General features: G+C 71.3%; 23 protein-coding genes and 1 pseudogene. 11 read left to right on the top strand and 13 right to left on the bottom strand.

The window, feature by feature from the left end:
• The first annotated feature begins 1 nt into the window (after position 1).
• The 3 genes from FDO69_RS12625 (at position 2) to FDO69_RS12615 (ending at position 3165) form a co-directional block, all read left to right on the top strand.
• Positions 2–805 carry a class I SAM-dependent methyltransferase gene (locus FDO69_RS12625; RefSeq protein WP_159030607.1) on the top strand — a complete coding sequence of 268 codons (804 nt, stop codon included), beginning with the start codon at positions 2–4 and terminating at the stop codon, positions 803–805.
• A gap of 78 nt (positions 806–883) precedes the next feature.
• Positions 884–1879: an ABC transporter ATP-binding protein gene (locus FDO69_RS12620; RefSeq protein ID WP_104779869.1), complete on the top strand. Its 996-nt coding sequence runs from the start codon at positions 884–886 to the stop codon at positions 1877–1879.
• A complete protein-coding gene (locus FDO69_RS12615; protein WP_104779868.1) occupies positions 1876–3165 on the top strand; it encodes an ABC transporter permease in 1290 nt (429 codons plus the stop codon). Before FDO69_RS12620 ends, FDO69_RS12615 begins: the two co-directional genes overlap by 4 nt.
• A gap of 331 nt (positions 3166–3496) precedes the next feature.
• Here the strand turns inward: FDO69_RS12615 and FDO69_RS12610 are convergent, their stop codons facing one another.
• Both FDO69_RS12610 and FDO69_RS12605 read right to left on the bottom strand, forming a co-directional pair.
• On the bottom strand, positions 3497–4846 hold the full coding sequence (locus tag FDO69_RS12610) for a M16 family metallopeptidase (RefSeq protein WP_104779867.1): 1350 nt from the start codon (positions 4844–4846) through the stop codon (positions 3497–3499).
• Positions 4843–6168, bottom strand: a complete 1326-nt coding sequence (locus FDO69_RS12605; RefSeq protein ID WP_104779866.1) for a M16 family metallopeptidase — start codon at positions 6166–6168, stop codon at positions 4843–4845. The genes FDO69_RS12610 and FDO69_RS12605 overlap by 4 nt, the downstream gene beginning before the upstream one ends.
• A gap of 182 nt (positions 6169–6350) precedes the next feature.
• Between FDO69_RS12605 and FDO69_RS41140 the strand changes: the two genes are divergently transcribed.
• Complete coding sequence (locus FDO69_RS41140) at positions 6351–6530, top strand: hypothetical protein (RefSeq protein WP_159030605.1); 180 nt, start codon at positions 6351–6353, stop codon at positions 6528–6530.
• A gap of 105 nt (positions 6531–6635) precedes the next feature.
• Here FDO69_RS41140 and FDO69_RS12600 read toward each other — a convergent pair whose 3' ends face one another.
• Positions 6636–7103, bottom strand: coding sequence for a hypothetical protein (locus FDO69_RS12600; RefSeq protein ID WP_138430093.1), 468 nt, complete (start codon positions 7101–7103; stop codon positions 6636–6638).
• Positions 7100–7372 carry a helix-turn-helix transcriptional regulator gene (locus FDO69_RS12595; protein WP_097216740.1) on the bottom strand — a complete coding sequence of 91 codons (273 nt, stop codon included), beginning with the start codon at positions 7370–7372 and terminating at the stop codon, positions 7100–7102. Before FDO69_RS12595 ends, FDO69_RS12600 begins: the two co-directional genes overlap by 4 nt.
• A gap of 95 nt (positions 7373–7467) precedes the next feature.
• On the opposite strand from FDO69_RS12595, the gene FDO69_RS12590 reads away from it, so the two are divergent.
• From FDO69_RS12590 to FDO69_RS12580, 3 genes are all read left to right on the top strand, one after another.
• Positions 7468–8457 carry an LLM class flavin-dependent oxidoreductase gene (locus FDO69_RS12590; protein WP_276616052.1) on the top strand — a complete coding sequence of 330 codons (990 nt, stop codon included), beginning with the start codon at positions 7468–7470 and terminating at the stop codon, positions 8455–8457.
• A 112-nt stretch (positions 8458–8569) separates the two neighbouring features.
• On the top strand, positions 8570–9655 hold the full coding sequence (locus FDO69_RS12585) for a phosphotransferase family protein (RefSeq protein WP_104779864.1): 1086 nt from the start codon (positions 8570–8572) through the stop codon (positions 9653–9655).
• Positions 9640–10029, top strand: a complete 390-nt coding sequence (locus FDO69_RS12580; protein WP_138430091.1) for a hypothetical protein — start codon at positions 9640–9642, stop codon at positions 10027–10029. The genes FDO69_RS12585 and FDO69_RS12580 overlap by 16 nt, the downstream gene beginning before the upstream one ends.
• 102 nt (positions 10030–10131) lie before the next feature.
• Here FDO69_RS12580 and FDO69_RS12575 read toward each other — a convergent pair whose 3' ends face one another.
• From FDO69_RS12575 to iolC, 6 genes and pseudogenes are all read right to left on the bottom strand, one after another.
• Positions 10132–10824: a GOLPH3/VPS74 family protein gene (locus tag FDO69_RS12575; RefSeq protein ID WP_104779862.1), complete on the bottom strand. Its 693-nt coding sequence runs from the start codon at positions 10822–10824 to the stop codon at positions 10132–10134.
• A 53-nt stretch (positions 10825–10877) separates the two neighbouring features.
• A complete protein-coding gene (mmsA, locus tag FDO69_RS12570) occupies positions 10878–12380 on the bottom strand; it encodes a CoA-acylating methylmalonate-semialdehyde dehydrogenase (protein WP_104779861.1) in 1503 nt (500 codons plus the stop codon).
• A gap of 14 nt (positions 12381–12394) precedes the next feature.
• Positions 12395–14278 carry a 3D-(3,5/4)-trihydroxycyclohexane-1,2-dione acylhydrolase (decyclizing) gene (gene iolD / locus FDO69_RS12565; RefSeq protein WP_104779860.1) on the bottom strand — a complete coding sequence of 628 codons (1884 nt, stop codon included), beginning with the start codon at positions 14276–14278 and terminating at the stop codon, positions 12395–12397.
• Between the two features lie 86 nt (positions 14279–14364).
• Positions 14365–14475: pseudogene (locus FDO69_RS41910) on the bottom strand (5-deoxy-glucuronate isomerase); the annotation flags it as partial.
• Positions 14476–14578: 103 nt separating this feature from the next.
• The gene (locus FDO69_RS12555) at positions 14579–15469 is read right to left on the bottom strand and encodes a Cgl0159 family (beta/alpha)8-fold protein (RefSeq protein ID WP_104779859.1); all 891 of its coding nucleotides are present in this window, start codon (positions 15467–15469) and stop codon (positions 14579–14581) included.
• The gene (gene iolC / locus FDO69_RS12550; RefSeq protein ID WP_104779858.1) at positions 15466–16416 is read right to left on the bottom strand and encodes a 5-dehydro-2-deoxygluconokinase; all 951 of its coding nucleotides are present in this window, start codon (positions 16414–16416) and stop codon (positions 15466–15468) included. The genes FDO69_RS12555 and iolC overlap by 4 nt, the downstream gene beginning before the upstream one ends.
• A 451-nt stretch (positions 16417–16867) precedes the next feature.
• Here iolC and FDO69_RS12545 point away from each other — a divergent pair, with 451 nt between their 5' ends.
• Complete coding sequence (locus tag FDO69_RS12545) at positions 16868–17068, top strand: helix-turn-helix transcriptional regulator (RefSeq protein WP_104779857.1); 201 nt, start codon at positions 16868–16870, stop codon at positions 17066–17068.
• Between the two features lie 69 nt (positions 17069–17137).
• On the opposite strand, the gene FDO69_RS12540 is transcribed toward FDO69_RS12545, so the two are convergent.
• Entirely contained in the window at positions 17138–18181 is a 1044-nt protein-coding gene (locus tag FDO69_RS12540; protein WP_104779856.1) for a zinc-dependent alcohol dehydrogenase family protein, read from the bottom strand.
• A 151-nt stretch (positions 18182–18332) separates the two neighbouring features.
• Positions 18333–20576, bottom strand: coding sequence for an MMPL family transporter (locus FDO69_RS12535; protein WP_104779855.1), 2244 nt, complete (start codon positions 20574–20576; stop codon positions 18333–18335).
• A 160-nt stretch (positions 20577–20736) separates the two neighbouring features.
• On the opposite strand from FDO69_RS12535, the gene FDO69_RS12530 reads away from it, so the two are divergent.
• The 3 genes from FDO69_RS12530 to FDO69_RS12520 all read left to right on the top strand — a co-directional run bounded on the left by FDO69_RS12530 (position 20737) and on the right by FDO69_RS12520 (position 24171).
• Positions 20737–21414 carry a TetR/AcrR family transcriptional regulator gene (locus FDO69_RS12530; RefSeq protein ID WP_104779854.1) on the top strand — a complete coding sequence of 226 codons (678 nt, stop codon included), beginning with the start codon at positions 20737–20739 and terminating at the stop codon, positions 21412–21414.
• A 70-nt stretch (positions 21415–21484) separates the two neighbouring features.
• Positions 21485–21724 carry a heavy-metal-associated domain-containing protein gene (locus FDO69_RS12525; protein ID WP_104779853.1) on the top strand — a complete coding sequence of 80 codons (240 nt, stop codon included), beginning with the start codon at positions 21485–21487 and terminating at the stop codon, positions 21722–21724.
• A gap of 209 nt (positions 21725–21933) precedes the next feature.
• A complete protein-coding gene (locus FDO69_RS12520) occupies positions 21934–24171 on the top strand; it encodes a heavy metal translocating P-type ATPase (protein WP_104779852.1) in 2238 nt (745 codons plus the stop codon).
• Between the two features lie 737 nt (positions 24172–24908).
• Here FDO69_RS12520 and FDO69_RS12515 read toward each other — a convergent pair.
• Complete coding sequence (locus FDO69_RS12515; protein ID WP_104779851.1) at positions 24909–26198, bottom strand: citrate synthase; 1290 nt, start codon at positions 26196–26198, stop codon at positions 24909–24911.
• Positions 26199–26364 lie beyond the last annotated feature (166 nt).

Raw genomic sequence — 26364 nt, 5'->3', positions numbered from 1 at the left:
GATGACCACCGGGACAGACCGGCCGACCGACGCCGAGGCGACTCCCGGCGGGAGCGCCGCACCGGGCGGGAACAGCAGCGCGTACGGCGAATCACTGGCCGACGTCTACGACTCGCTCTATCCCGCCGCAGGCCCCGCCATCGACTCGATGGTCGGCTTCCTCCAGAAGCTGCGCCCCGCCCCGGCCTCTCTGCTCGAACTCGGGGTCGGCACCGGTCGGCTGGCCATCCCGCTGGCCGGGAGCGGCTATCGGGTCCACGGCGTCGACGCCTCTCCCGCGATGCTGGCGAAACTCCACGAGAACGACTCCACCGGCCGTGTCACCACCTCGGTGGGCGACTTCAGCGCACTGGCCGTCGAGGAGCGCTACGACCTGGTGCTCACCGCGCTCAACACCTTCTTCATGCTGCCCACCCAGGAACAGCAGATCAGTTGCCTGCGCGGCATTCACGACGCGCTCGCGGACGACGGTGTCGCGGTCTTCGAGACCTACAACCCGCAGGTGTACCACCGGCTCACCGAGGCGACGACCCGGGTCGGTCATCTGGCGCCGGACGCGCTGCTGCTCGACACGATCCAGGTGAACCAGTCGCTCCAGTCCGTCCTGGTCGTCCACACGATCATGAGCGCCGGCGGGCTGCGGAAGGTACCCGAGGTCAGCCGGTACGCCTGGCCTGCGGAATTCGACGTGATGGCCCGGCTCGCGGGACTGCGCGTGACGGACCGCTGGGCGGACTGGGACCGCAGCCCGGTCACGAGTCATTCGGAGAAGCACGTCTACGTGGTAGAGCGGCAGAACGTATGACTACCTTGACGGAGTGATGTGTTAACGCAATACTTCATCAAGTTAGTGCATCGCTCTGCAGCACTCTGGAGGTGCGACATGACTGGGCCTGTGCTGGAGGTCGACGGCCTGCGCAAGAGGTACGGCAGGCGTCAGGCAGTCGCGGACATGACCTTCGGCATCCACGCCGGTGAGCTGTTCGGCTTCGTGGGGAGCAACGGGGCGGGCAAGACCACCACGATGCGGATCATCCTCGGCGTCCTCACACCCGACGAGGGAGAGGTCCGCTGGCGCGGCCGTCCGGTCGATTTCGCCGCCCGCAGACAGTTCGGTTACATGCCCGAGGAACGCGGCCTGTATCCACGGATGAAGGTCGGTGAACACCTGCGGTACCTGGGCGAGTTGCACGGCCTGCCGTCGGCTGCCGCGCGAAGGGCCGCCGACCGGTGGGTCGAGCGGCTGGAGCTCTCCCGGTACGCCACCGAGGAAGTCCAGAACCTCAGCCTGGGCAATCAGCAGCGGGTCCAGCTGGCCGCGGCGCTGGTCCACGACCCTCAGGTGCTGGTGCTCGACGAGCCGTTCTCCGGCCTGGATCCGGTGGCGGTGGACGTCATGCACGACGTGCTCGTCGAACGGGCCGGCGACGGGGTGCCCGTCATGTTCTCCAGTCACCAGCTGTCGCTCGTCGAGCGCGTCTGCGACCGGGTCGGCATCGTCTCGGGCGGGCGCCTCATCGCCTGCGGCACGATCGAGGAGCTGAGCGAGAACGCCGAGCGACGACTGCTGGTCGACGCCCCGGAGGCGGGCGAGAACTGGGCCGCGGGACTGCGGGGCGTGTCGGTCGTGAGCCGCGAGGGCTCCCGTACGCGGCTTCGCCTGGCGAAGGGTGCGGACGACCAGCGGGTCCTGCACGCGGCGCTGGCCACCGGACCGGTCCTCGCCTTCGTGTCCGAACGACCGCCGCTGTCCGACCTGTACCGCGACCTGGTCACCACAACCGGCGCACACGGACAGGACACCGGGCGGACGTCGGACACGGACACCACGGCAGGCGTCGCGACGACAGCGAACGACACCGACGGGGACGAGACATGAACACAGTGGCACCAGCGCCGGGCGACACGCACGGCCCGGACGTCCCGGACGGGGAGCGCGCCGCCGGCCCGGGCGGGGACACCTCAGGCCCACGGAACGGCACCGGCGCGCTGCCGGCCCGCCGGGCGGTCGGCCTGGTCGCCCGGCGGGAGATCAACAGCCGGATGCGGACCAGATCCTTCGTCCTGAGCACCCTGGGGCTGCTGCTCGGCCTCGGCGTCTACGCCCTCGTGCTCGTCCTCGCCAAGGACGGTCCGGCCAGGGTCGGCGTCGAGCGGGAGGTCGCGGCGATGCGCCCGGTGCTCGCCGCTGTCGCCGAAAAGGCGGGTGGCGACTTCGAGTTCGTCACCGTCGACGGCGACCGTACGGACCGGATGCTGCGCGACGGGGACCTCTCCGCCGTGCTCGGCGGCACCGACGGGCGCCTCACGCTCTCCGTGGAACGTGAGGCGGACGAGAACCTGCTCGGCGTCGTGCGCGCCACGATCGCCGAGGAGCGCACCACCCGGGAGCTCGAACGCGCCGGCGTGGACCCCGTGGAGTTCAGGGAGCGCGTGGCATCGTCCACCGTGAGGGTCCACGCACTCGAGCCGTCGGAGAACAGCGCGGCCGAGCAGTTCGCGCTGATCATCTCCTCCACCGGGCTGCTGTACTTCTTCTTCGTCTTCTACGGGATCACCCTGGCCCAGGGCGTGGTGGAGGAGAAGAGCAGCCGCGTGGTGGAGTTGCTCCTCTCCACCATCCGCCCCTGGCAGCTCCTCGCCGGAAAGCTCATCGGTGTCGCGGTGGCCGGCCTCACCCAGCTCCTGCTGCTCGGCGGAGCCGCGGTGGCGCTCGCGCAGGGCACCGGCGCCCTCACTCTGCCGAGTGCGGTGGGCGGGTCGCTGGTGACGATGGGCGTCTGGTTCCTGCTGGGCTTCTTCCTCTTCGCCGCCCTGCTGGCCGCAGCCGCCGCCCGGGTCTCGCGGCAGGAGGACCTGCAAGGGGTGCTGCAACCGGTGATGCTGCTCATCACCACGCCGTTCGTGCTGGGCATCGCCCTGTTGAGCAAGGACGCGCACGACCCGTTGATCGAATGGCTGTCGCTCGTGCCGCCGCTCAGCCCGATCCTGATGCCGGCCCGGATGCTGCTGGGCACCGCACCCGCCTGGCAGATCGCTCTCTCCCTCGTGCTTGCGGTCGCCGCGCTGGTGGGGATGACCCGCGTCGCCGGGCGGATGTACGCGGGCAGCGTGCTGCGCAGCGGCTCCCGGGTACCGCTCACCGAAGCGCTGCGGGTGCGTTAGTCCCCCGTCCCCGACCGACCCTCTTCTGTCCCTCTCCCCTTTGTCCCCGACCGAATCCCTGCTGTCCCCCGCCCCCTGCTACCCCCCTCCCCTTGTCCCGACCGACCCCCTGCTGTCCCCGCCAACCCCCTACTCCCCCCGGCCGACCCCCTGCCGAAAAACCTCGAAGGAGCACCTCATGAGCACCGCCCTCTGGATCGCCGTCGGTATCGCCGTTGTCGTCGCCGTCGTCGCGGGAATCAAGAAGAGCCGGGGCTGACCCCGCCTGATCGGCTCACCCCGAGGGGCTGTGCTTCCGAGTGGTCGCTCGGAAGCACAGCCCCTCGGGCCGTCAGAGGCTCACTTCACCGGTGGCGCCGTTCCGCAGGGGCGCCACCGCCCTCTCGTCGGCGACGACCACCCCGGTGAAATCGGCGGGCCGGAAGAACCGGCGGGCCGCCTCGCCGACCTGGTCGTGGGACACGCCGTCCAGCAGCGGCCCCCAGTTGTGCAACCAGTCGGCACCGACCCCGACATGCAGCAGGTTCGCCAGCCCGGACGCCAAGGCTCCCGGTGTCGACATCGCCGTCGCGGTGGAACCGGCCGCGTAATTCCTGGCGGCGTCGATCTCCCGCGGCGAGGGCGGATCCGCGGCCATGCGCTCCAGTTCTTCCCTGATCACCGCGAGAGCCTCGACGGTGTGCTCGGCGGCGGTGTCGGCCTCGACCATCAGCGTCGAGGCACCCGGCACCGACTCCACACCCGAACCGAGCTGGTAGGCGTACCCCTTGTCCTCGCGCAGGCGCGCGACCAGCCGCGAGGCGAAGGATCCCCCGAAGACCAACTGGGCCAGGTGCAGGGCCGGGTAGCCCGGGTCCGTTCGCGGCAGGGCCGGGGCGGCCAGCCGGATCACGCTCTGGACGGCCCCGGGCCGGTCCATGTGCCGCAGGGGGCCGCCGGGGAACCAGGGCGGCACCTCGGGTACGTCGCCTTCGGGTCCGGGCTGCCACGCCTCGAACAGCTCGGTGACCGAGGCCAGGGTTTCCTCCGGCTCCAGGTCTCCGACCAGCACGAGCACCGCGTTCCTGGCGCCCAGATGCCGCGCGTGCACCCGAGCCAGGTCGTCCCTCGTGCAGGCGGCGGCCTGCTCGGGCGTCGGCTGCCAGCGGGCGGCTCTCTCCTCGCCGTACCTGCGCCGCAGCAGCGCGTGCTGTGCGAGCGCCGCCGGCTGGTGGGTGGCCAGCCGTATGCGGCGTGCCAGGCGTTCGCGTTCGGGAGCGACGGCTTCCTCGGTCAGCCGGGGCCCGCCGACGGCTTCGGCCAGCAGGGCGAGTACGGCGGGCAGGCCGTCGGCCATGGTGTGACCCGTGACGGTGATCTTGCGGGCGTCCGCGGAGGCGTCCAGGGTGGCGCCGTGTGCGGCCAGTGCCGCGTCGTGGTCGTCGGCGCTGCGGTGGGCGGTGCCGCGCAGCAGGAGCTCGGCCAGCAGCTGGCAGTGCGCCACCTCCCCGGGGGCCATGGCGGCGTAGGGGACGGTGAGCCGGATCTCCACCAGAGGGACGACGGGAGCCGAACACACCACCACGCGCAGTCCGTTGCCGAGGGTGAGGTCGGCGTCGGGCAGCGGCAGCCGCCCCTGCCCGGCGCTCGCCTCCGGCCGGCTGCCGTACCCGAGGAGTTTCTTCGCCGCACCACCGGTCATGCCGTCGTCTCCCGTGCGATGTCCCGCGGCACGGCCTGGCGTCCTGGCACGAAGCGCACGACCGCCCGGTGGGAGGACCTGAGCCGGGCGGCCGCCCGGCTCACCTGTTCGCCGGTCACGCCGGCGCGTACGAGCTCGGGCAGCGCATGGGTCAGCTCTGCCTCGCCGAAAAGCGTCTCCCGCAGGCCGAGCAACTGCGCCCGGGTACCCGGATCACCGAGTTCGCGCATCGCCCGGGCGGCCCAGCGGGCGGTCGTGGCACGCAACTGCCCGGCAGCGACCTCGTTCGTCGCCAGTGCTTCCAGCGTGCCGTCGAGCGCTTCCAGGACGTGCCCAGCGCCTCGCTCGTGCTCGTGCACGGCGAACAGCGTCAGCAGATCCGGCCCCACCGTGTCCAGTGGCAGCCCGAAGAGACCGCAGCCCACCGAGAGGCTCGACGCCCCCGCGGCCGCGGTCGGACCCCGGCGCAGCAGGGCGTGTCTGCCCTGTCCGAGCAGCGCCGCCAGGACGAGGTGCGCGAGGTAGTCGGCGCGCTCGGTGACCGGGTCCGGCATCCGGTAGCCCACCGCCACGGCGGGTGAACCGGCGTGCGGGTCGAGGACCGTCAGCCGCCGCTCCTCTCCCGGCGCCGGCTCGTGGGGATCGGGCGACCGCACCGTCGCACGTGCCGGCAGGTCCTCGAAGTGCCGGCGTGCGAGACGTTCCGCCGTGTGGCGGTCGAAGGCGCCGGTGACGGTCACCACGGCATTTCCGGGACCGTAATGGTCGGCGAAAAACCTTTCACACAACGCAAGGTCGAAGGCGGCGAGGTCGACGGTTTCGCCGTACCCGTCCCTCGCGTTCTCCGAGCGCCGGTGCAGGGCCCTCGGCAGTGCCCAGGGATGAGTTCCGTACGGGCGATTGCGGACCATGAGCCGGATTTCCTCGTCGATCACCGCTGTCTGTGTGCGGAGGTTTCGCGCGGAAATACAGGGCGAGCGCATTCGGTCCGCTTCGAGCGCGAGCAGCATTTCCAGTGCGGAGGCGGGGCCGGCGGCATGGTAAACCGTCACGTCCTGGCGGGTCCGGGCGTCGCCGAATCCGCCGGCGCGCTGCACCCGTGGCAGATAACCCTCCGGCTCGGCGCCCCTGCCCCCGCGGAACATGAGGTGCTCGAAGAGATGCGCCAGGCCCGTACGCCCTTCGGGTTCCGTGCGGAAACCAACGCCGTAGTGCACAGCAACACCGATCGAAGCGCCCACGGGATTCGGTGCCAGCAACACCCGAAGGCCATTGTCCAATACCAAGCGATGCAGCTGATCTCGGCTCATCCCGGCGAGCATAGGACCGACTCAAGTACCGGCTCAACATGGAACGTTGACCGATTGCGGACAGTGTCCGCATGCGGTCAACTCCGTTGCCATCACGGCACCGTTCGAGGAATGGTTCTGCCACGGCCGGAGAGCGCGGTTGCCGAAATCGCCGATCCGGTCACCATCAGAAATCCGAGAACACGGGAGTCGACATGAACACCCAGTCCCTCATCAGCGGTTACTCCACCTACGCCGCCGCCGACGAGATCGTTCCGGCCGTGGAGGCCCCGGCCGCCACCATCACGATCACCACCTCGTCGCAGGCGTGCATCTCCGCCGCGTCCGCCGTCTCGGCTGTCTCGGTCGACAACACCTTCGACCACTCCTGCTGAACCGCGTGACCCGCTGAGAAAAAAAGGGGCGGGTGCCCACCGCCGCAATCGGTGGGCACCCGCCCTGTCGCACGAGAATCTGATTCCCGCTCCGCCCCGGTCGAATCACTCGTCCTCGTCCTCGTCGGCGTCCTCGACGCCCACTCCGGACATTCCCAGGATGACGGAGGGCACTGCCGACGCGGTGAGCATGAGGGTCGTCAGCAGCGCGGGCATCCGCTCGATCATGTCGGGCTGGTTCTGGAAGACGACCATGAGCAGCACGACGACCATGCCGGCGCCGACCGCGCACTGGTAGCCGATGAAGGAGACCTGGTCGCGCAACCCGCGCTCGCGTTCGTCCAGTCCCACCTGCGGCCGTTCGGCCACGCCGCGGGTCATCGAGCGCAGCACGCCCCACAGCAGCAGCCAGAGCACGAAGGCCACGAGCCACCACGAGTCGGAGAACGCGTTGCCGTCCGAGATGAGTGACAGCACCACCATGACCGCGCTCAGCACACAGAGGGAGAGCGCCACAGGACGCATGGGACTGCGCGCCAGATCCGTCGTCCCGTTGACACCTTGCCGGCTCACGAGCGGTCCTCCTTGTTGTACAGCTGGGCGGAGAGGGGGGCGAAGGGCTTGCGGTTGAAGATCGCTTCCACCGGAAGCTCGAACACGTCGCTGAGCCGGAACGCCAGGTCGAGACTCGGGAAGTAGTCACCCCGCTCGATGGCGCCGATGGTCTGCGGGTGCACCTCCACCAGCTTGGCCAGCGCGACGCGACTGAGGCCACGCTCGGCGCGGAGCACTCTCAGCTGGTTGTAGATCTGCATTCCCTCGCGATGACTCACTGGGCTCATGAAAAAAACGTAGTAGAAACACAACAGTTCGTCAAGGAACAGCAACAGCTCCGGCAGATGTCAGAGCACCAGCGACATAAGGAAGGTGTCCAGCCGTGACCGCCGACAACGTGCTTCCGAGCGTGCTCGTGCCGAACATGCCGGAGACCCCGGACTCCCTGCGGCCCCACACCGAGCTGGTCCGCGACACCGGAGTGCGCCGCCTGTGGACAGGCCAGTCGCTCAAGGTGGAGGCCCACCAGGCGTTCGCCCACCTCGCCGGCGCCGGGCTGCGCGTCCCCGTCGGCCTCAGCGTGACCCTCATGCCGCTGCGCCATCCGTACGAGGCCGCCCTCCAGGCCCGCTCGCTCGCCCTGCTGACCGGCCTGCCGGTGGTGGCCGGCTACGGCGTCGGCTCGACGGCGTTCGTCCGCAGCCTCAACGGACGCCCGTACACCAGCCCGCGCACGATGGCCGCGGACTACCTGCGCACCGTTCGGTCCCTGCTCGACGGGGAGATCGTCGACCACGCGGGCGACTACCACAGCCTGCAGGGCCGGTTGATCCCCATGGAGCATCCGCACGTGGAGGTCGGCGTGGGCGTGCTGCGCCCCAACATGGCCCGGACCGCCGGCGGCGTCGCCGACGTCGCCATCACCTGGATGACCCCGCCCGCCTATGTCGCCGAGACCCTGCTGCCCGCCCTGGAGGAAGGGGCCAAGGACAGGGACAGGGACACCCGCTGCCGGGTCGCGACCGTCGTCCATGTCGCGGTGGAGCGCGAGGGCCGGAACCCGCACGTGCTCGCTCACACGGCCGCCTCCGGGCACCTCACCATGGAGCACTACACGGACATGCTGCGCCGGGCCGGCGTGCCCGTCGACCCGGCGGACCCGGTGGCCGGTGCCGCCGCTCTGGTGGACAGTGGCACGTACCTGTACGGCTCGGCCGACCACATCGCCGCAGAGCTGGAGAAGTACCGGAACGCCGGCGTCGACGAGGTGATTCTCAACTGCGCCGGAGTGATGTTCACCGAGGGGCAGTCAGCGGCTTTGCGGGACACCCGGGAGATCATCGAGGCGGTCGGGCGGCGGAACGGTGGCTGAGCCGGTCCGTTGCGGGCCGGCAGCGCCCGCGGGGCCGCCGGACCCGGGACGGCCTCCCGGCACGGAGCCCGTCACCATACGTGAGTACGGGACCCGCTATCTGCGGATCACCGTGCGCTACCACGGGGACGCGGGATTCAGCTGGCTGCGTGCCCCGGGACCGGCCCACACCGCACCGCAGCGCCTCCCCCCGGCGGAGGCCGGCGCGGCACTCCGCCGCGTCGACAGGGCCGTCGGTACGGCCGCGGCCGGGGCCCGCAGCACCGCCGAAGCGCCGCGCGGCGCCCGGCTCGCCCTGGGCGAACCGGCCGCCGGCTCCGCGCGGGACGGGTCGACCCCACCGGACTCGGGCGTGCTCTACCGCGTGCCCGGGGCCGTCTCGGTGGCACGGCTGCTGCCCTCCGGCGACGACACCGCCTTCCGGCTCTCGATCGACGCGCTGGCGGGTCTGGGCAGGACCCTGCGAAGGCTGCACCAGGAGCCGTGGGACCTCCCCGAACGGCCGCCCCACCAGGGAGTGCGACGGCTCACGGCCTGGCTCTCCGGAGACGAGGACGCTCCAGGAACGTCCCGGCTGCGCACACTGGCCCGAACCCGGCTCGGTCCCTCACTGTGGGCCCGGCTGACGGACTGGTCCGGGGCCGCGGACGAGCCACCCGGAGGCGGCGCGGTCCTGCTGCACGGAGCTCCCAGCACCGGCTGGCTGGTCCCCTCCACCGCCGGTGGCCACACCGCCCTGCTCACCGGCGAGGAGGTCACCGGGGGCGACCCGGCCCTCGATCTCGGCTGGAGTCTCGGCGAGTTGCACGAACTGCGCGCCGCCGCAGCCCGTGGCCTCGGCTCCGCCGGAAAGGGCCCGAGGGTCGACTACCCGGCCGCGGCCCACGCCCTGCTCCGCGGCTACACCGGCGGCGACGGCACCGCAGCCGTCCCGCCGGGCACCGCAGCCGTCCCGCCGGGCACCGCACGCGCGGCCACCCTCCGTCTGGCCGTCCACATGCGGGATTTCGCGTCGTTCGTCGGCTGGCACGAGGACCTGCGCCACTACTGCGACCTGCTCGCGGAAGCACTCAGCGAGGACGGCACTCCCTGTCTCGACTGGCCCACGCCACGGTCGTCCGCCGAGGGCGCCCTTTCGGAGCCGTCCCCGGGACATCCGGCACAACAGAAGGGATCGGACCCATGTCACGCACGATGACATCTCTGGCGGGCGCTGCGCTGCTCGCCCTGGCGTTGTCCGCCCACGGCACGACCGCCCACGCGGCCGAGGGGTGGTCCGTCTCCCACGCGACGGCCACCGCGTCGGGAACGACCCGGGCCGTGGACTCGGGAGGGCTCTGGCCGGACACCGCCGTCGAGGGAGAACTCCGCAACACCGGCTCCGGGTGCTACACGCTCTGGATCCAGTGGACGGTGGACCTGACACCGGGGCCGCCGTTCAAGATGGGCACGCAGTGCGGCGCAGGTTCCGTCCCGGTCCGCTTCCAGAAGCCGGGCGGGCTGGGGACGACCTGGCTGAAGATCTGCCGCGACACGCAGCACACCGACTGCAGCCCCATCCAGTACATCTGAACGAGACGGGCCGTCGACGGTCCGGAGCCGCGCAGGCCCCTCCCCGGAGGCCGGGGAGGGGCCTGCTGCTGCCGGCCGCGGGCTCCGGGCGGACCGCCGAGGTCAGCTGCCGGCGACGATCGTCGTCGTCACCGTCACGGCGACGATCACCGCCAGCCCCTCCTCGGCCGCCCGTACGACGTGCCGCACGGCCGTCGCGGACCACTGGGCCTCGGAGAGAGCCTCCATCGCCGCCCCGACCTCACGCGCGTCGGCGTCCGGGAAGGCCAGCCGGTGCAGCTTCGCGCCGTGCAGCAGGGCCACCAAACACGCCGTACGCTCGTCCGGCGCCGCTCCTCGAAGGACGACCTCGTCGAGCCGCTGCCGTACCGCCGCCTCCGCCGAACCGTCCGCCTCGGGATAGCGACGCACGGAGAAGAGGCCGAGCACCTTCTTCTTCTCCTCCCGGACCAGTCCCTTCTCGATCAGGCCCCGGTTCGCCCAGGCCGCCGCGTCCGTCTTCAGCCGGGTGATCCAGTCCCTGGTCCTGCCCGGCTTGTCCCTGCCGGCGATGTCGGCGAGTGCCGCGTCCAGGGCGGGTTCGCCCAGCGGCGTGGCATCGACGACCGTCACCTTGTCGTCGGTCACATCGATCCGGCCGGCCAGCGCCAGCTCCACCAGTAAGGCAGCGGATATCGCCGGCGCCACCTTCGCCGACTCCTTCGCGGCGCCGGACTCGTCGTCCAACGAGAGGAGCAGGAGCTGCTCGCCCAGGGTCGTGGGGGTTTCCGTGGGGGGTTGCGTCGGTGTGTGCATGTCCACAGTCTCCATGGGCGAGCGCTCGCCCATGGAGGAGTGGCCGGTAGCGGTCAGTGGTTGCGCGGGAAGCCCAGGTCCACGCCCGCCGGGGCGTCGGCCGGGTCCGGCCAGCGGGTGGTGACGACCTTGCCGCGGGTGTAGAAGTGCGTGCCGTCGTTGCCGTAGATGTGGTGGTCGCCGAAGAGCGAGTCCTTCCAGCCGCCGAAGGAGTGGTAGCCGACGGGGACCGGGATCGGGACGTTCACGCCGACCATGCCGGCTTCGACCTCCAGCTGGAAGCGGCGGGCCGCGCCGCCGTCCCGGGTGAAGATCGCGGTGCCGTTGCCGAACGGGGAGGCGTTGATCAGGTCCAGGGCCTCCTCGTAGGTCTCGGTGCGCAGCACGGTCAGCACCGGGCCGAAGATCTCGTCCTGGTAGGCCTTCGCGGACGTGGGCACCTTGTCGAGCAGCGAGATGCCGATCCAGTGGCCGTCCTCGAAGCCGTCGACGGTGAAGCCGGTGCCGTCCAGGACGACCTCGCAGCCCTCGGCCGCGGCGCCCTCGACGTAGGAGGCGACCTTGTCGCGGTGGACCTTGGTGATGAGCGGGCCCATCTCGGAGGCCGGGTCGTTGCCCGGGCCGATCTTGATCTTCTCGGCGCGCTCGCGGATCTTCTCCACGAGCTCGTCGCCGATCGAACCGACGGCGACGACCGCGGAGATGGCCATGCAGCGCTCACCGGCGGAGCCGTAGGCGGCCGAGACGGCGGCGTCGGCGGCCGCGTCGAGGTCGGCGTCGGGCAGGACCAGCATGTGGTTCTTGGCGCCGCCCAGGGCCTGTACGCGCTTGCCGTTGGCGGAGGCGGTGGTGTGGATGTACCGGGCGATCGGGGTCGAGCCGACGAAGGAGACGGCCTTGACGTCCGGGTGCTCCAGGAGACGGTCCACGGCCACCTTGTCGCCGTGGACGACGTTGAAGACACCGTCGGGCAGGCCCGCCTCGGCGAGCAGTTCGGCGATCTTGACCGAGGCCGACGGGTCCTTCTCGGACGGCTTGAGCACGAAGGTGTTGCCGCACGCGATGGCGAGGGGGAACATCCACATCGGCACCATCGCCGGGAAGTTGAACGGCGTGATGCCGGCGACGACGCCGAGCGGCTGACGGATGGAGGACACGTCGACGCGGCTGGCGACCTGCGTGGACAGCTCGCCCTTCAGCTGCACGCTGATGCCGCAGGCCAGGTCGACGATCTCCAGGCCGCGCGCGACCTCGCCGAGGGCGTCGGAGTGGACCTTGCCGTGCTCGGCCGTGATCAGTTCGGCGATCGCGTCGCGGTTGGCGTCCAGCAGGGCGCGGAACTTGAACAGGATCGACGTGCGCTGGGCCAGCGAGGACTGGCCCCAGGTCAGGTAGGCCTCCTTGGCGGCGGCGACCGCCGCGTCCACCTCGTCGACCGAGGCGAACGCGACCTTCGTCGTCACCTCGCCGGTCGCCGGATCGGTCACCGGCCCGTGCGTGCCCGAGGCGCCTTCGACGGTCTTGCCGCCGATCCAGTGGTTGACGATCTTCGTCATGGCCGGGAACTCCTTCACAGATGGCGGCGTCGGGTGGAGACGTGCCGTTCGTACAGCTCACGTGCCTTGACCGCGGACGGCCGTGTCGCGGTCTCGGCCACGGGTACATCCCACCAGGCCTGCGCGGGAGGCGCGCCCGACACTGTGTCTGCCGTTTGGGTCTCGACGTAGACACATGTGGGAGTGTCGGCCGCCCGGGCCTCGGCGAGGGCCTCCCGCAGGTCCCGGACGGTCTTCGCACGCAGGACGCGCATGCCGAGGCTGGCCGCGTTGGCGGCGAGGTCGACGGGCAGCGGCGCCCCGCTGTACGAGCCGTCCTCGGCCGGGAAGCGGTAGGCGGTGCCGAACCGCTCGCCGCCCACCGACTCCGAAAGGCCGCCGATGGACGCGTAGCCGTGGTTCTGGATGAGCAGGACCTTGATCGCGATGCCCTCCTGCACGGCCGTCACGATCTCCGTCGGCATCATCAGGTACGTGCCGTCGCCGACCAGCGCCCACACGGGCCGGTCCGGGGCGGCCATCTTGACGCCGATGGCGGCCGGTATCTCGTAGCCCATGCAGGAGTAGCCGTACTCCAGGTGGTACTGGTCGGGCGACCGGGTCCGCCACAGTTTGTGCAGGTCGCCGGGGAGGGAGCCGGCGGCGTTGATCAGGATGTCCGAGGCGTCGGCGATCTCGTCCAGGGCGCCGATGACCTGGGGCTGGGTCGGACGGGTGTCGGGTTCGTCCACCTCGTAGCAGGCGTCGACGCGCTGCTCCCAGCGTTCCTTGTCCTCGGTGTACTCGGTGGCGTAGGTGCCGGCGACCCGGTACGCGTGCAGCCGGAGGGCGTCGGTGAGCTCCTGCAGGCCGCTGCGGGCGTCCGCGACCAAGGGCTGCCCGGCGAGCTTGTGACCGTCGAAGGGCGCGATGTTGAGGTTGAGGAAGCGGACGTCCGGGTTGCCGAACAGCGTGCCGGAGGCGGTGGTGAAGTCGGTGTAGCGGGTGCCGACGCCGATCACCAGGTCGGCGGTGCGGGCGAGTTCGTCCGCGGTGGCGGTGCCGGTGTGGCCGACGCCGCCGACGTCCTGGGCGTGGTCGTGGCGCAGGGAGCCCTTGCCCGCCTGGGTGGAGGCGACCGGGATGCCGGTCGTCCCGGCGAACTCGGCGAGGGCCTCCTCGGCGCGGCTGTGGTGGACGCCGCCGCCCGCGATGACCAGGGGCCTCTTCGCCGAGCGGATGATCCGTACCGCCTCGGCCAGTTCCGTCGGGTCGGCGCCGGGCCGCCGCACGGTCCAGACGCGCTCGGCGAAGAACTCCTCCGGCCAGTCGTACGCCTCGGCCTGCACGTCCTGGGGCAGGGCGAGGGTGACGGCGCCGGTCTCGACGGGGTCGGTGAGGACGCGCATCGCGTTCAGCGCGGAGGGGATGAGGGCTTCGGGCCGGGTGATCCGGTCGAAGTACTTCGACACCGGGCGCAGGCAGTCGTTGACCGACACGTCGCCCGCGTAGGGCACTTCGAGCTGCTGCAGGACCGGGTCGGCGGGCCGGGTCGCGAAGACGTCGCCGGGCAGGAGCAGCACCGGGAGGTGGTTGATGGTCGCGAGGGCGGCGCCGGTGACGAGGTTGGTGGCGCCCGGGCCGATGGACGTCGTCACCGCGTGCGTGGACAGACGGCCGGACTGGCGGGCGTAGCCGACCGCCGCGTGCACCATGGCCTGTTCGTTGCGGCCCTGGTGGTAGGGCATCTCCTCGGCGTGTTCGAGGAGGGCCTGGCCGATGCCGGCCACGTTGCCGTGGCCGAAGATGCCCCAGGTGGCGCCGATGAGCCGCTGCCGGACGCCGTCGCGTTCGGTGTACTGGGCGGACAGGAAGCGCACGAGCGCCTGTGCGACCGTCAGCCGCGTCGTCGAGGTCATCGGTGTCCCTCCCTCTGGGTGGTCACGGATACGCGACGCCCGCACCGAGCGTTCACAGGGCGAGGCCGGGTACGCCTCGTCCGGGAGACCTCCGGCGCGGGGCCGTAGCGGGCGGGGAGTTGTCGCTCGCACTTCGCTCCTGCCAAAGCAAAGCGGCTTCCCGCGCCGGAGGCGATCTGGGCCCGGGACCTGCCCGGGGGAGGGAACTGCCGGACTTCCGCGGCGCCGCCCGGAAGAGGGAACCCTCGGTCTTGCGTGCCGTCGACCGTGGTGAAGGTGTGGGTGGTCATGACGCAGCCCTCACAGCAGTCCGACGGCGGTGTCCACGGCGGCGGCCACATCGCCGTCCGCCGGATACAGCAGCGAGCGGCCGACCACCAGCCCTCGCACGGTGGGCAGTCGCAGGGCGCCGCGCCACTTCTCGTACGCCCCGGCCTGCTCCTCGGCGGAGCCCCCGATCTCCCCGCCGAGCAGTACGGCGGGCAGGGTGGAGGTCGCCATGACCTCGGCCATGTCGTCGGGGTTCTCGGTGACCGGCACCTTCAGCCAGGTGTAGGCGGAACTGCCGCCCAGGCCGGAGGCGATGGCGATCGACTTGGTGACGGCCTCGGCGGAGAGGTCGTTCCTGACCTTGCCCTCGGGGGTGCGGTGGCTGAGGAACGGCTCGACGAAGACGGGGAGTCGACGCGCGGCCATGTCGTCGATCGCGCGGGCGGTGGACTCCATCGTGGTGAGGGAGCCCGGGTCGTCGTAGTCGATGCGCAGGAGCAGCTTGCCGGCGTCGAAGCCCAGGCGCTCGATGTCCTCGGGGCGGTGGCCGGTGAAACGGTCGTCGAGTTCGAAGCGCGCGCCCTGGAGGCCGCCGCGGTTCATCGAGCCGAGGACGACCTTGCCGTCGAGGGCGCCGAGCAGGAGCAGGTCGTCGAGGATGTCGGCGGTGGCGAGGACGCCGTCGACGCCCGGGCGGGACAGGGCCAGGCAGAGGCGTTCGAGGAGGTCGGCGCGGTTGGCCATGGCCATGCTGCGGCCGCCGGCGGCGAGGGCACCGCGGGCCGGATGGTCGGCCGCGATGATCATCAGGCGGCCGCTCGTGTTCAGCAGCGGCCGGCGGGTGCGGCGGGCGGCGGCCTCGGCGATCGCCTCCGGGCGGTGGCTGCGCAGGTCGACGAGCTCGGAGATGTCGACGGTCACCGGACGGCCCCCGCGGTGACGGCCGCCTCGATCTCGTCCGGGGTGGGCATCGCGGAGGAGCACTCCAGGCGGGAGGCGACGATGGCCCCGGCGGCGTTGGCGTGCCGCATGGTCTTCTCCAGGTCCCAGCCGGCCAGCAGGCCGTGGACGAGGGAGCCGCCGAAGGCGTCTCCGGCGCCGAGGCCGTTGAGGACGTTCACCGGCAGCGGCGGGACCTCGGCGCTCTCGCCGGCGCTGTTCACCGCGAGGACGCCCTTGGGGCCCTGCTTGACGACGGCGAGTTCGACGCCCGCGTCGAGCAGGGCACGGGCGGCGGCGTGGGGTTCGCGCACGCCCGTGGCGACCTCCACCTCGTCGAGGTTGCCGACGGCGACGGTGGTGTGCCGCAGGGCCTCCGCGTAGAAGGGGCGGGCCGCGTCGGGGTCGGTCCAGAACATCGGGCGCCAGTCGAGGTCGAAGACCGTCGTGCCGGACTTGGCGCGGTGGGCGAGGGCCGCGAGGGTCGCCGTACGGCTGGGCTCCTCGCTCAGGCCCGTGCCCGTGACCCAGAAGACCCGGGTGTCACGGACGGCGTCGAGGTCGAGCTCGTGGGCGTCGATCTCCAGGTCGGGGGCCTTGGGCCGGCGGTAGAAGTACAGCGGGAAGTCGTCCGGCGGGAAGACCTCGCAGAAGGTGACCGGGGTGGGCAGGCCGGGTACCGGGGTGACCCAGCGGTCGTCCACGCCGAAGTCCTTCAGGGCCTGGTGGAGATAGGTGCCGAAGGGGTCGTCGCCGGTACGGGTGATCACCGCCGTCCGCCGCCCCAGACGGGCCGCCGCGACCGCGACGTTGCTCGCCGAACCGCCGAGGAACTTGCCGAAGGACGTGACCTGCGGCAGCGGGACACCGGTCTGCAGCGGATACAGATCCACTCCGATCCGCCCCATGGTGATCAGGTCGTACGTCATCGGTGTCCCCTCGATGCTCGGCTCTCCCCGGTTTTGTAGTCCCCTCTCGACGCCCTGTCAATGTTTTGTCCGGACATTCGGACCAGATCATGACAGCGCTTTCCCCATGGCGGCGCCCCAGCCGCATCCGCGTCCACACCGTTCCGAGTCTTCAACCTCCCGTCCCCGCCCGCCTCTCCGGTCGGCCGGCGATCGGATCCGGGTGAAGCGTCAAGACACCCCGCCGCCGCACCGGCGCGCGCCTTTGCCCCGGCTGTGTCACAAACGCCCCTCCCCTGTCACACATGTCGCGTGTACGCGGGTCTTCCGTCACACCCGGCGCACAGGCCCTGCCCGGTCTCGCCGGGTGTCGTTGACCGGACACAGGCTTGTTGATCGCCAGCGCAGCGCCCGGCTCCCCCGGACGGCCGTCCACGGCCGCCGCCGCGGTGCGCGCGGGGAGGTGCACGTCATGACCGACCGAAGACTCTGGTCCTACAAGGAGATCGCGGCGCACATCCGGGTGCAGCCGGACACCGTGCGGTCCTATCGCAAACACGGGCTGCTGCCCCCGCCCGACCATGTCGAGGGCGGCAAGCCCTACTGGTACGCCGACACGGTCCGGGCCTGGGTCGCCTCCAGGCCGGGCAACCGCGGCCGAAGAACCGACTGACCCGATCCCTCCGCCTCGTGCCCCACCGTCGCGTGGGGCACGGTCGTCCGCCGGAGCGTCAACTCCCCGTCAGCTCCACGGCACGATGACCGTCGCCCCCGCCCCCGGCGCCGTCCCCATCCCTGCCAGCGCGGCCGGGACCTCCTCCAGCGTGATCGTCGACGTCACCAGCAGGTCGGGGCGCAGCACGCCGCTGCGGACCAGTTCCAGCATGGGCGGGTAGCTGTGCGCGGCCATGCCGTGGCTGCCGAGGAGTTCGAGCTCCAGGGCGATCGCGCGGGCCATCGGCACGGGTGTCGTGCCGTCCGGCGAGGGCAGCAGGCCGACCTGGACGTGCCGGCCGCGGCGGCGCAGGCCGTTCACGGAGGCCGCGCAGGTGCCGGGTGAGCCGAGGGCGTCGAGCGAGAGGTGGGCGCCGCCGCCGGTGAGGTCCCGGACGGCCGCCGCGGTGTCCGGCACGGACGTGGCGTCCAGGCGCTGTGCGGCCCCGAACTCCCGCGCCAGGTCCAGTGCCTGGGCCGACACGTCGACGGCCACCACCCGCGCGCCCGAGGCCGCGGCGATCATCACGGCGGAGAGCCCGACCCCGCCGCAGCCGTGCACCGCGACCCATTCCCCTGCCGCGATCCGGCCCTGCTGCACCACCGCCCGGTACGCCGTCGCGAATCGGCAGCCGAGCGAGGCCGCCGTCGCGAAGGACAGCTCCCCGGGCAGCGCCACGAGGTTCACGTCGGCGTGGTCCAGCGCCACGTACTGGGCGAAGGATCCCCAGTGGGTGAAGCCGGGCTGGGTCTGGCGCTCGCACACCTGGTGGTCACCGGCCGCGCAGGACGGGCAGGTGCCGCAGGCGCAGATGAACGGCACGGTAACCCGGTCGCCGGGCCGCCATCCGGTCACCCGGGCGCCTACGGCCTCGACGACCCCGGCCAGTTCGTGTCCGGGCACGTGCGGCAGGGCGATGTCCGGGTCGTGGCCCTGCCAGCCGTGCCAGTCGCTGCGGCACAGGCCGGTGGCCTCGACCCGTACGACGACCCCGTGTTCCGCGGGCTCCGGGTCCGCGACCTCCCGCACCTCGGCCGTCTCCCCGTACCGCTCGAACACCACGGCCCGCATGGACCCACCCGCCTTCCGTTCGTGTCCGGGACCGCCGACCGCCCTCGCGCCCCGGTCGTTCGCACTCCGGTCGGGTGCCTCGGTCGGTCGCGACCCCGGCCGCCGGCGCCCTGGTCGGTCGCGCCTCGGTCGGTCGCGCCTCGGGGGAACGCTAGCCCCGGGCCCCGGCCTTGTCCCGGTCCGGCTCCCCCTCCTCTGCCGGATTTCGCTCCCCCGCCGGTTTCCCCTCCCCCGCCGGTGCCGGCTCACCCTCCGTCAGGCCGAAGCGTTCGTGGAAGCGGCGCAGGGGGCGAGGGGCCCACCAGGTGGCGCGGCCTGTGAGGCGCATGACCGCGGGGACCAGAAGGCTGCGGACGATCATCGCGTCCATCAGGACCGCCAGGGCGATGCCCAGGCCGAGCATCTTGGTGTTGGTCACCCGGGAGGTGCCTATCGCGACCATGACCACGGCCAGGATGACCGCCGCAGCCGAGATCAGCCCGCCGGTGCGCTGGAGGCCGTGGCGGACGGCCTGGTCGTGGTCGCCGGTGTGGTCGTACTCCTCCTTGATGCGGGAGAGCAGGAACACTCCGTAGTCCATGGACAGGCCGAAGGCCACGCAGAACATCAGGACCGGCAGGGTCGTCTCGATGGATCCGGGGCTGGTGAAGCCGAGCAGGCCGGAGAGGTGGCCGTCCTGGAAGACCCAGACGACCGCGCCGAACATGGCCGTCAGACTGAGCGCGTTCAGCACGACCGCCTGGACCGGAATCAGCACGCTGCCCGTGAGGAGGAAGACCAGGAGGAGGGTGACGACCGTGATGAAGGCGGCCGCGAGGGGCAGGCGCTCCCCTATGGCGTCCTTGGAGTCGACCAGGACGGCCGCGGTGCCGGTCACCTCGGTGTCGAAGGGGGCCCGGACCTCGCGCAGTTCGCCCACGAGACGCTGCGCCGGATCGCCGACCGCCTCCCCCTTCGCCAGCACCGTGAAGTACGCGGAGTCGCCCTGCACCAGCGGCCCGTCCACTCTCGCGACATCGGGGAGCCGGGCGATCCGCTCCTTGTAGGCGCCGTACTGCGCCTCGGTGGCACGGCCCTCGGCCAGCACTTCGAGGCCGCCGCCGGGGCTGCCCGGGAAGCCCTCCCGGATGTGCTGCTGCACGACATGGGACTCCGAGGCCGAGGGCAGCTGGCGGTCGTCCGCGGTGCCGAACCTCACGCCCAGGAAGGGCAGTCCGAGCAGGACGAGGACGGCTGTGGTGCCCAGCGCGAAGAACGGGGCGCGGCGCATGACGAGGGTCGCCGTGCGCGCCCAGGCCCTGCCCTCTTCCCCGGCCGGATTCGGCCGGCGGCCCCGCCGGAACACGCGGCGCAGATCCCAGGAGTCGACCCGGTGCCCGAGCAGCACCAACGCGGCCGGGAGCAGGATCAGCGCGGCCGCCGCGGCCAGCAGCACGACGGCGATCCCGGCGTAGGCGAAGGAGCGCAGGAAGTACTGCGGGAAGACCAGCATCGCGGCCAGGGACACCGCGACCGTGAGGGCGGAGAACAGCACGGTGCGGCCCGCTGTGCGCAGGGTGGTGCCGATCGCCGTCACGGGTTCGGCGCCCGTGGACAGTTCCTCGCGGAAGCGGCGCACGATGAACAGGGCGTAGTCGATGGCGAGGCCGAGTCCGAGGGCCGTGGTGAGGTTGATCGCGAACACGGACACGTCGGTGAGTTCGGTGAGGCCGCGCAGGATCGCGTTGGTGCCGAGGATGGCGACGATGCCGATGCCGAGCGGCAGCAGGGCCGCGACGGCGCTGCCGAAGACCATCACCAGCAGGACGAGCGTCACCGGCAGGGCGATGAGCTCGGCCCGGGTCAGGTCCTCCTGGATGATCGTCTGCATCTCGTGCCGCACGGCGACCGGGCCGCCGACCGTGACCTCCGCCGGGCCGTGCACGCCGCGGTAGTGGGGCGCGATGCGCTCCAGGGTCTCGCCGGCGGTCTTCTCGTCGCCGGTGACGCGGGCGGCGATCAGTGCCTCGTGTCCGTCCTTCGAGCGCAGGGCCGGGGTGCCGGACTGCCAGTAGGAGCCGACGCCGGTGACGCCCCGCTCGCTCGCCAGCCGCTCGGTGAGCCGCTCGGCCTCGGCGGCGACGGCCGGGTCGTCGACCGATGCGTCGCCGGCGTCGAGCAGGAGCAGGACGTTGGGCTGGGAGCCGGGGAACTCGCGCTCCAGGGCCTTGGTCGCGTACGTGGACTCGGCGGTCGGGTCCTCCCAGCCGCCGGCGCCGAGCCGGTCGGCGACGCCGCTGCCGGCCAGGACCGCGAGCACGGTGAGCACCAGCGCCACCAGCAGCGACAGTCTGGGCCGGGCGGTGACGAAACGGGTCCAGCCCCGGACGCGCGGCGGTGTGTTGACTTCGGTCATCGTGCGGTGTCCCCTTCACCGAGACCCGTGTCCAGGCGCAGCCTGACAGCATGGAGCTGCCAAGAACCGGCAAACACGAGAGATCGCTCGCATTTCTGGGTCCAGAATGCGAGTGACCGCTCGCGTTTGTCAATCACGTGATCAGACCTGGGGATAAGGCGTGCCCGAGAAGCCCGAGAAAGCCGGAACCGAGACGACGACCGCGGCGGCCGACGAACGGCCGCGCCGTCGGCAGGCGCGCGGCGAGCGCCGCATCACCCAGCTGCTCGAAGCCGCCGCCGCGGTCTTCTCCACGACGGGCTACACGGCCGCCAGCACCAACGCCATCGCCCGCGAGGCGGGCGTCTCACCGGGCACGCTGTACCAGTTCTTCCCGAACAAGGAAGCGATCGCGATCGAGCTGGGCAGCCGGCTCATGCACGAGATGCGCCAGTCGTACGACGAGGTACTGACCCCCACCGACCCCGCGGTGACCTCGCTCGAGGAGGTCATCACCGGGGCCGTCGACCGCTTCATCGAGTTCAACGGCCGCCACCCGGCCTTCTTCGCGCTGATGCACGGCCCCGACATCCCGGGGCGCATCGCCGAGGAGCACGACGCGCTGCACACCACACTGGTCGCCCGGGTCGAGACGCTCGTCGCGCCGTTCGTGCCCGACGCACCCGCCCCGGCCGTCACCCGCACCGCCCGGATGTGCGTCGGCATCTACAAGGCCGGCCTGGAGCTGATCCTGGCCCACGAGGGCGCCGAGCGGGAGGCCTACATCCAGGAGCTGAAAGAGGCCCTTCTGCGATACCTGCGACCGCTGGCGGGTGCGTCGTGCGCCGATACCCCCTAGGGGTACAGTTGGTGGTGCGGATCCCCCAGCGGACCCCATAGCCCCACCTGCCTCTGCGAGGAGTAACGACATGACCGCCCAGACCGACACCACGGGCCCCGTCACCACCGTCTTCAAGGTGAGCGGCATGAGCTGCGGACACTGCGAGGGCGCGGTCTCCGGCGAGATCTCCCAGATCTCCGGCGTGAGCTCGGTGACGGCCGTCGCCAAGACCGGCGAGGTCACGGTCGTCTCCGCGACCCCGATCGCCGACGAGGCCGTGCGCGCCGCCGTCGACGAGGCCGGCTTCGAACTGGCCGGCCGGGCCTGAGCCACCCCGGGTCCGGCGGCCGGCAGCTCTGAGACGCCCCGACCCCGGCACCGGCCGGCAGGTCTCAGACGCGCCGACCAGGCACCGGGCGGCAGGTCTGAGGCGTGCCGGCCCTGGCACTCGTACCCGTGTACGGGCCGTACGCCGCCCCCCCGGCCCGTACGGCCCATTCCGCTTTCCGGGCGCCCCGCATCTCCAGGAGTGAGGACATGACCAGCACCACCGCCAAGGCGCCGACCGGCCGGGAGCCCGCGCTCGCCGAGGTCGAGCTGCTCATCGGCGGGATGACCTGCGCCTCCTGCGCGGCCCGCGTCGAGAAGAAGCTCAACCGCATGGACGGCGTCACGGCCACGGTCAACTACGCGACGGAGAAGGCACGGGTCGCCTATCCCGAGGGCACCGAGGTCGCCGATCTGATCGCCACCGTGGTGAAGACCGGCTACACCGCCGAGGAGCCCGCGCCCCCGCGGGAGGAGACCTCTGACGCCGAGGAGGACCCCGAGCTCTCGGCCCTCCGCCGGCGCCTCACCATCTCCGCCGCCCTCGCCCTGCCCGTCATCCTGCTGGCGATGGTCCCGGCCCTGCAGTTCGACAACTGGCAGTGGCTCTCGCTCACCCTCGCCGCGCCGGTCGTCGTCTGGGGCGGACTCCCCTTCCACCGGGCCGCCTGGACCAACGCCCGGCACGGCGCCGCCACCATGGACACGCTGGTCTGCCTGGGCACGCTCGCCGCGTTCGGCTGGTCCCTGTGGGCGCTGTTCCTCGGTGATGCGGGCATGCCGGGCATGCGGCACCCGTTCGAGTTCACGGTCTCGCGCGGGGACGGCGCCTCCTCGATCTACCTGGAGGTCGCCTCCGGCGTCACCGCCTTCATCCTGCTGGGCCGCTGGCTGGAGGCCCGTTCCAAGCGCCGCGCGGGAGCCGCGCTCAGGGCGCTGATGGAACTGGGCGCCAGGGACGTGGCCGTGCTGCGGGACGGCCGCGAGGTGCGGATCCCGGCGCAGCGGCTGGCCGTCGGCGACCGGTTCGTCGTACGGCCCGGGGAGAAGATCGCCACCGACGGCACGGTCGTCGAGGGGACCTCCGCGGTCGACGCCTCGATGCTGACCGGCGAGTCCGTGCCGGTGGACGTGACGGCCGGGGACACGGTCACCGGCGCGACGGTCAACGCGGGCGGCCGGCTGGTCGTCGAGGCCACCCGGGTCGGCGCCGACACCCGGCTCGCGCGGATGGCGAAGCTGGTGGAGGACGCCCAGAACGGCAAGGCCGAGGTGCAGCGGCTCGCCGACCGGGTCTCCGGGATCTTCGTGCCGGTGGTCCTGCTGATCGCCGTCGCGACGGCCGGGGCCTGGCTGGGGCTGACCGGCGACGGCGTCGCCGCGTTCACGGCCGCCGTCGCGGTCCTGATCATCGCCTGTCCGTGCGCGCTGGGCCTGGCGACCCCGACCGCGCTGATGGTCGGCACGGGCCGGGGCGCGCAGCTCGGCGTCCTCATCAAGGGCCCGGAGGTCCTGGAGTCCACGCGCCGGGTGGACACCGTCGTGCTGGACAAGACCGGCACGGTCACCACCGGCCGGATGACCCTGCAGGAGGTGCACGTCGCCGAGGACACCGACGAGAAGGAGGTGCTGCGGCTCGCGGGCGCCGTCGAGCACGCCTCCGAGCACCCGGTGGCCGGGGCGATCGCGCGGGGTGCCGAGGAGAGCGCCGGGCCGCTCCCGGGCGTCGAGGGGTTCGAGAACGTCCCCGGGCGGGGCGCGCGCGGGCGCGTGGAGGGCCGTGACGTCGCCGTCGGGCGGCTCTTCGACGACGTCCCGCCGGAGCTGGCCCGCGCGCGGGACGAGGCCGAGCGGGCCGGGCGTACGGCCGTCCTGGCCGGCTGGGACGGGACGGCACGGGCCGTGCTGGCCGTGGCGGACGCGATCAAGGAGACCAGCGCCGAAGCCGTGCGGGACCTGCGCGCGCTGGGGCTCACCCCGGTGCTGCTGACCGGGGACAACCGGACGGTGGCCGCGACGGTGGCAACGGCCGTGGGGATCGAGCAGGTGGTGGCCGAGGTCCTGCCCGAGGACAAGGTCGCCGCGGTACGGCGGCTGCAGGCCGAGGGGCGGGTCGTCGCCATGGTGGGCGACGGCGTCAACGACGCGGCCGCGCTCGCCGCCGCCGATCTGGGGCTGGCGATGGGCACCGGCACGGACGCGGCGATCGAGGCGGGCGATCTGACGCTGGTCCGCGGCGATCTGCGGGTGGCGGCGGACGCGATCCGGCTGGCCCGCCGCACCCTGGCCACGATCAAGGGCAACCTGGTGTGGGCCTTCGGCTACAACGTGGCCGCGCTGCCGTTGGCCGCCGCGGGGCTGCTGAACCCGATGATCGCGGGGGCCGCAATGGCCTTCTCGTCGGTCTTCGTCGTCACGAACAGCCTGCGACTGCGGACATTTCGGTGAAGTCGCCCGAATTCCACCTAAGTTCACGGCGAACGTGATTTGAGCCCCTCTGGAGTCCCGGGCCCGGCTCACATAAGCTCTTCACAAGGCTCGCGCATCATCCTTACGCTTGGGTCTCGGACGGGACATCCGGGCTCTTGCGTATCTAACGGACATATGCAAGAGACGCAGATCACAGTGATGTGAACGTAACCATCTGAGGGGTTCGAAGGTCTAAGTTGACGATGTCGGGGAGCGTCTTGGGGGGCGCCACCTGGCAACTGGGGATGTCTTGGGGGACTTCCTCAGGTGGGGGTACCTCCCTGCTCGAACGGAGTTGAGAGCTCGGGGGAGCGTTGCCGGGGCACGTACACCGGGAAGCTTTGAGCGGCCCTCCCGGGCGTGCGCTGTCCCGGCAGATCGCACCTCACAGAAGTACGGCGAGTTCTGCTCGTTCTGCTCAACAGCGATTCAGGCGCTGTCCTCACAGACGCCCGGCCGGATCCCGTGGGGGGAATCCGTACCGGGACTGGGAAGGCGCCCTGGTCGTCGGCCCGTGGGGGGACCGACGCCGGGGCGCCTTCTTCATTGCGTAAGAAATCCCGTGAGAGATCACGCGAGAACCCTCATCACCTCACCGCCCGCGCCCGCGCCAGCTACCCGCACCCGCACCCGCACCCGCACCCGCACCCGGCAACGCAAAAGCCCCCGCACCCGGCAAGCGGATACGGGGACCTGACGCGCTACTGCTCCTGCGCTCAGCGCTCCTCGACGGGAACGAAGTCGCGCTCGACCACGCCCGTGTAGATCTGGCGCGGGCGGCCGATGCGGGAGCCCGGCTCCTTGATCATCTCGTGCCACTGGGCGATCCAGCCCGGCAGCCGACCGAGGGCGAACAGGACCGTGAACATCTCGGTCGGGAAGCCCATGGCCCGGTAGATCAGACCCGTGTAGAAGTCGACGTTCGGGTAGAGGCTGCGCGAGACGAAGTAGTCGTCGGAGAGCGCGTGCTCCTCCAGCTTCAGCGCGATGTCCAGCAGCTCGTCGGACTTGCCGAGAGCGGACAGCACGTCGTGCGCGGCGGCCTTGATGATCTTGGCGCGCGGGTCGAAGTTCTTGTAGACCCGGTGGCCGAAGCCCATCAGGCGGACGCCGTCCTCCTTGTTCTTCACCTTGCGGATGAAGGTGTCGACGTCGCCGCCGGAGTCGCGGATGCCCTCCAGCATCTCCAGCACGGACTGGTTGGCGCCGCCGTGCAGCGGGCCCCACAGCGCGTTGATGCCGGCGGAGATCGAGGCGAACATGTTCGCCTGCGAGGAGCCGACGAGGCGGACCGTGGAGGTCGAACAGTTCTGCTCGTGGTCCGCGTGCAGGATCAGCAGCTTGTCGAGCGCGGAGACCACGGTCGGGTCGAGCTCGTACTCCTGCGCCGGGACCGAGAAGGTCATGCGGAGGAAGTTCTCGACGTACCCGAGGTCGTTGCGCGGGTAGACGAACGGGTGACCGATCGACTTCTTGTACGCGTACGCGGCGATCGTCGGGAGCTTGGCGAGCAGGCGGATCGTGGAGAGGTTGCGCTGGCGCTCGTCGAACGGGTTGTGGCTGTCCTGGTAGAACGTGGACAGCGCCGAGACGACCGAGGAGAGCATCGCCATCGGGTGGGCGTCGCGCGGGAAGCCCTTGTAGAAGTTCTTGACGTCCTCGTGCAGCAGGGTGTGCTGCGTGATGTCGTTCTGGAACACCGAGAGTTCGTCGACGGTCGGCAGCTCGCCGTTGATCAGCAGGTAGGCGACCTCCAGGAAGGTGGAGCGCTCGGCCAGCTGCTCGATCGGGTAGCCGCGGTACCGCAGGATGCCCGCTTCACCGTCCAGGTACGTGACGGCGGATTTATACGCGGCCGTGTTGCCGTAACCGCTGTCCAGCGTCACCAGACCGGTCTGGGCGCGGAGCTTTCCGATGTCGAAGCCCTTGTCACCGACGGTGCTGTCGATCACCGGGTAGGTGTACTCGCCGTCGCCGTACCGCAGTACTACAGAGTTGTCGCTCACGTCTTCCCTCACCGACGTTGTGCCTCATCTTCGAGGTTGCCCTGACTGTCTCTACCATCCCCCACTTGGCTCAGGAGAGTGCACTCGGGGTCGACCATCGGGCCTATTGACGGCACTGAGTGCCGTCAACTTGCTCATCCTGCCCCCTGTGTTCCCCTTCCGGAAG

The sequence above is a fragment of the Streptomyces tibetensis genome (assembly GCF_007655005.1).
In the GTDB taxonomy this organism is placed as follows: Bacteria; Actinomycetota; Actinomycetes; order Streptomycetales; family Streptomycetaceae; genus Streptomyces; species Streptomyces tibetensis.
This window is presented reverse-complemented; position numbering and strand designations above follow the sequence as displayed.

Coding starts and splice junctions, on each gene's coding strand:
- FDO69_RS12625 (WP_159030607.1), top strand. CDS start 2: ATGACCACCGGGACAGACCGGCCGACCGACGCCGAGGCGACTCCCGGC.
- FDO69_RS12620 (WP_104779869.1), top strand. CDS start 884: ATGACTGGGCCTGTGCTGGAGGTCGACGGCCTGCGCAAGAGGTACGGC.
- FDO69_RS12615 (WP_104779868.1), top strand. CDS start 1,876: ATGAACACAGTGGCACCAGCGCCGGGCGACACGCACGGCCCGGACGTC.
- FDO69_RS12610 (WP_104779867.1), bottom strand. CDS start 4,846: ATGACCGGTGGTGCGGCGAAGAAACTCCTCGGGTACGGCAGCCGGCCG.
- FDO69_RS12605 (WP_104779866.1), bottom strand. CDS start 6,168: ATGCTCGCCGGGATGAGCCGAGATCAGCTGCATCGCTTGGTATTGGAC.
- FDO69_RS41140 (WP_159030605.1), top strand. CDS start 6,351: ATGAACACCCAGTCCCTCATCAGCGGTTACTCCACCTACGCCGCCGCC.
- FDO69_RS12595 (WP_097216740.1), bottom strand. CDS start 7,372: ATGAGCCCAGTGAGTCATCGCGAGGGAATGCAGATCTACAACCAGCTG.
- FDO69_RS12580 (WP_138430091.1), top strand. CDS start 9,640: ATGTCACGCACGATGACATCTCTGGCGGGCGCTGCGCTGCTCGCCCTG.
- FDO69_RS12575 (WP_104779862.1), bottom strand. CDS start 10,824: ATGCACACACCGACGCAACCCCCCACGGAAACCCCCACGACCCTGGGC.
- mmsA (WP_104779861.1), bottom strand. CDS start 12,380: ATGACGAAGATCGTCAACCACTGGATCGGCGGCAAGACCGTCGAAGGC.
- iolD (WP_104779860.1), bottom strand. CDS start 14,278: ATGACCTCGACGACGCGGCTGACGGTCGCACAGGCGCTCGTGCGCTTC.
- iolC (WP_104779858.1), bottom strand. CDS start 16,416: ATGACGTACGACCTGATCACCATGGGGCGGATCGGAGTGGATCTGTAT.
- FDO69_RS12545 (WP_104779857.1), top strand. CDS start 16,868: ATGACCGACCGAAGACTCTGGTCCTACAAGGAGATCGCGGCGCACATC.
- FDO69_RS12540 (WP_104779856.1), bottom strand. CDS start 18,181: ATGCGGGCCGTGGTGTTCGAGCGGTACGGGGAGACGGCCGAGGTGCGG.
- FDO69_RS12535 (WP_104779855.1), bottom strand. CDS start 20,576: ATGACCGAAGTCAACACACCGCCGCGCGTCCGGGGCTGGACCCGTTTC.
- FDO69_RS12525 (WP_104779853.1), top strand. CDS start 21,485: ATGACCGCCCAGACCGACACCACGGGCCCCGTCACCACCGTCTTCAAG.
- FDO69_RS12520 (WP_104779852.1), top strand. CDS start 21,934: ATGACCAGCACCACCGCCAAGGCGCCGACCGGCCGGGAGCCCGCGCTC.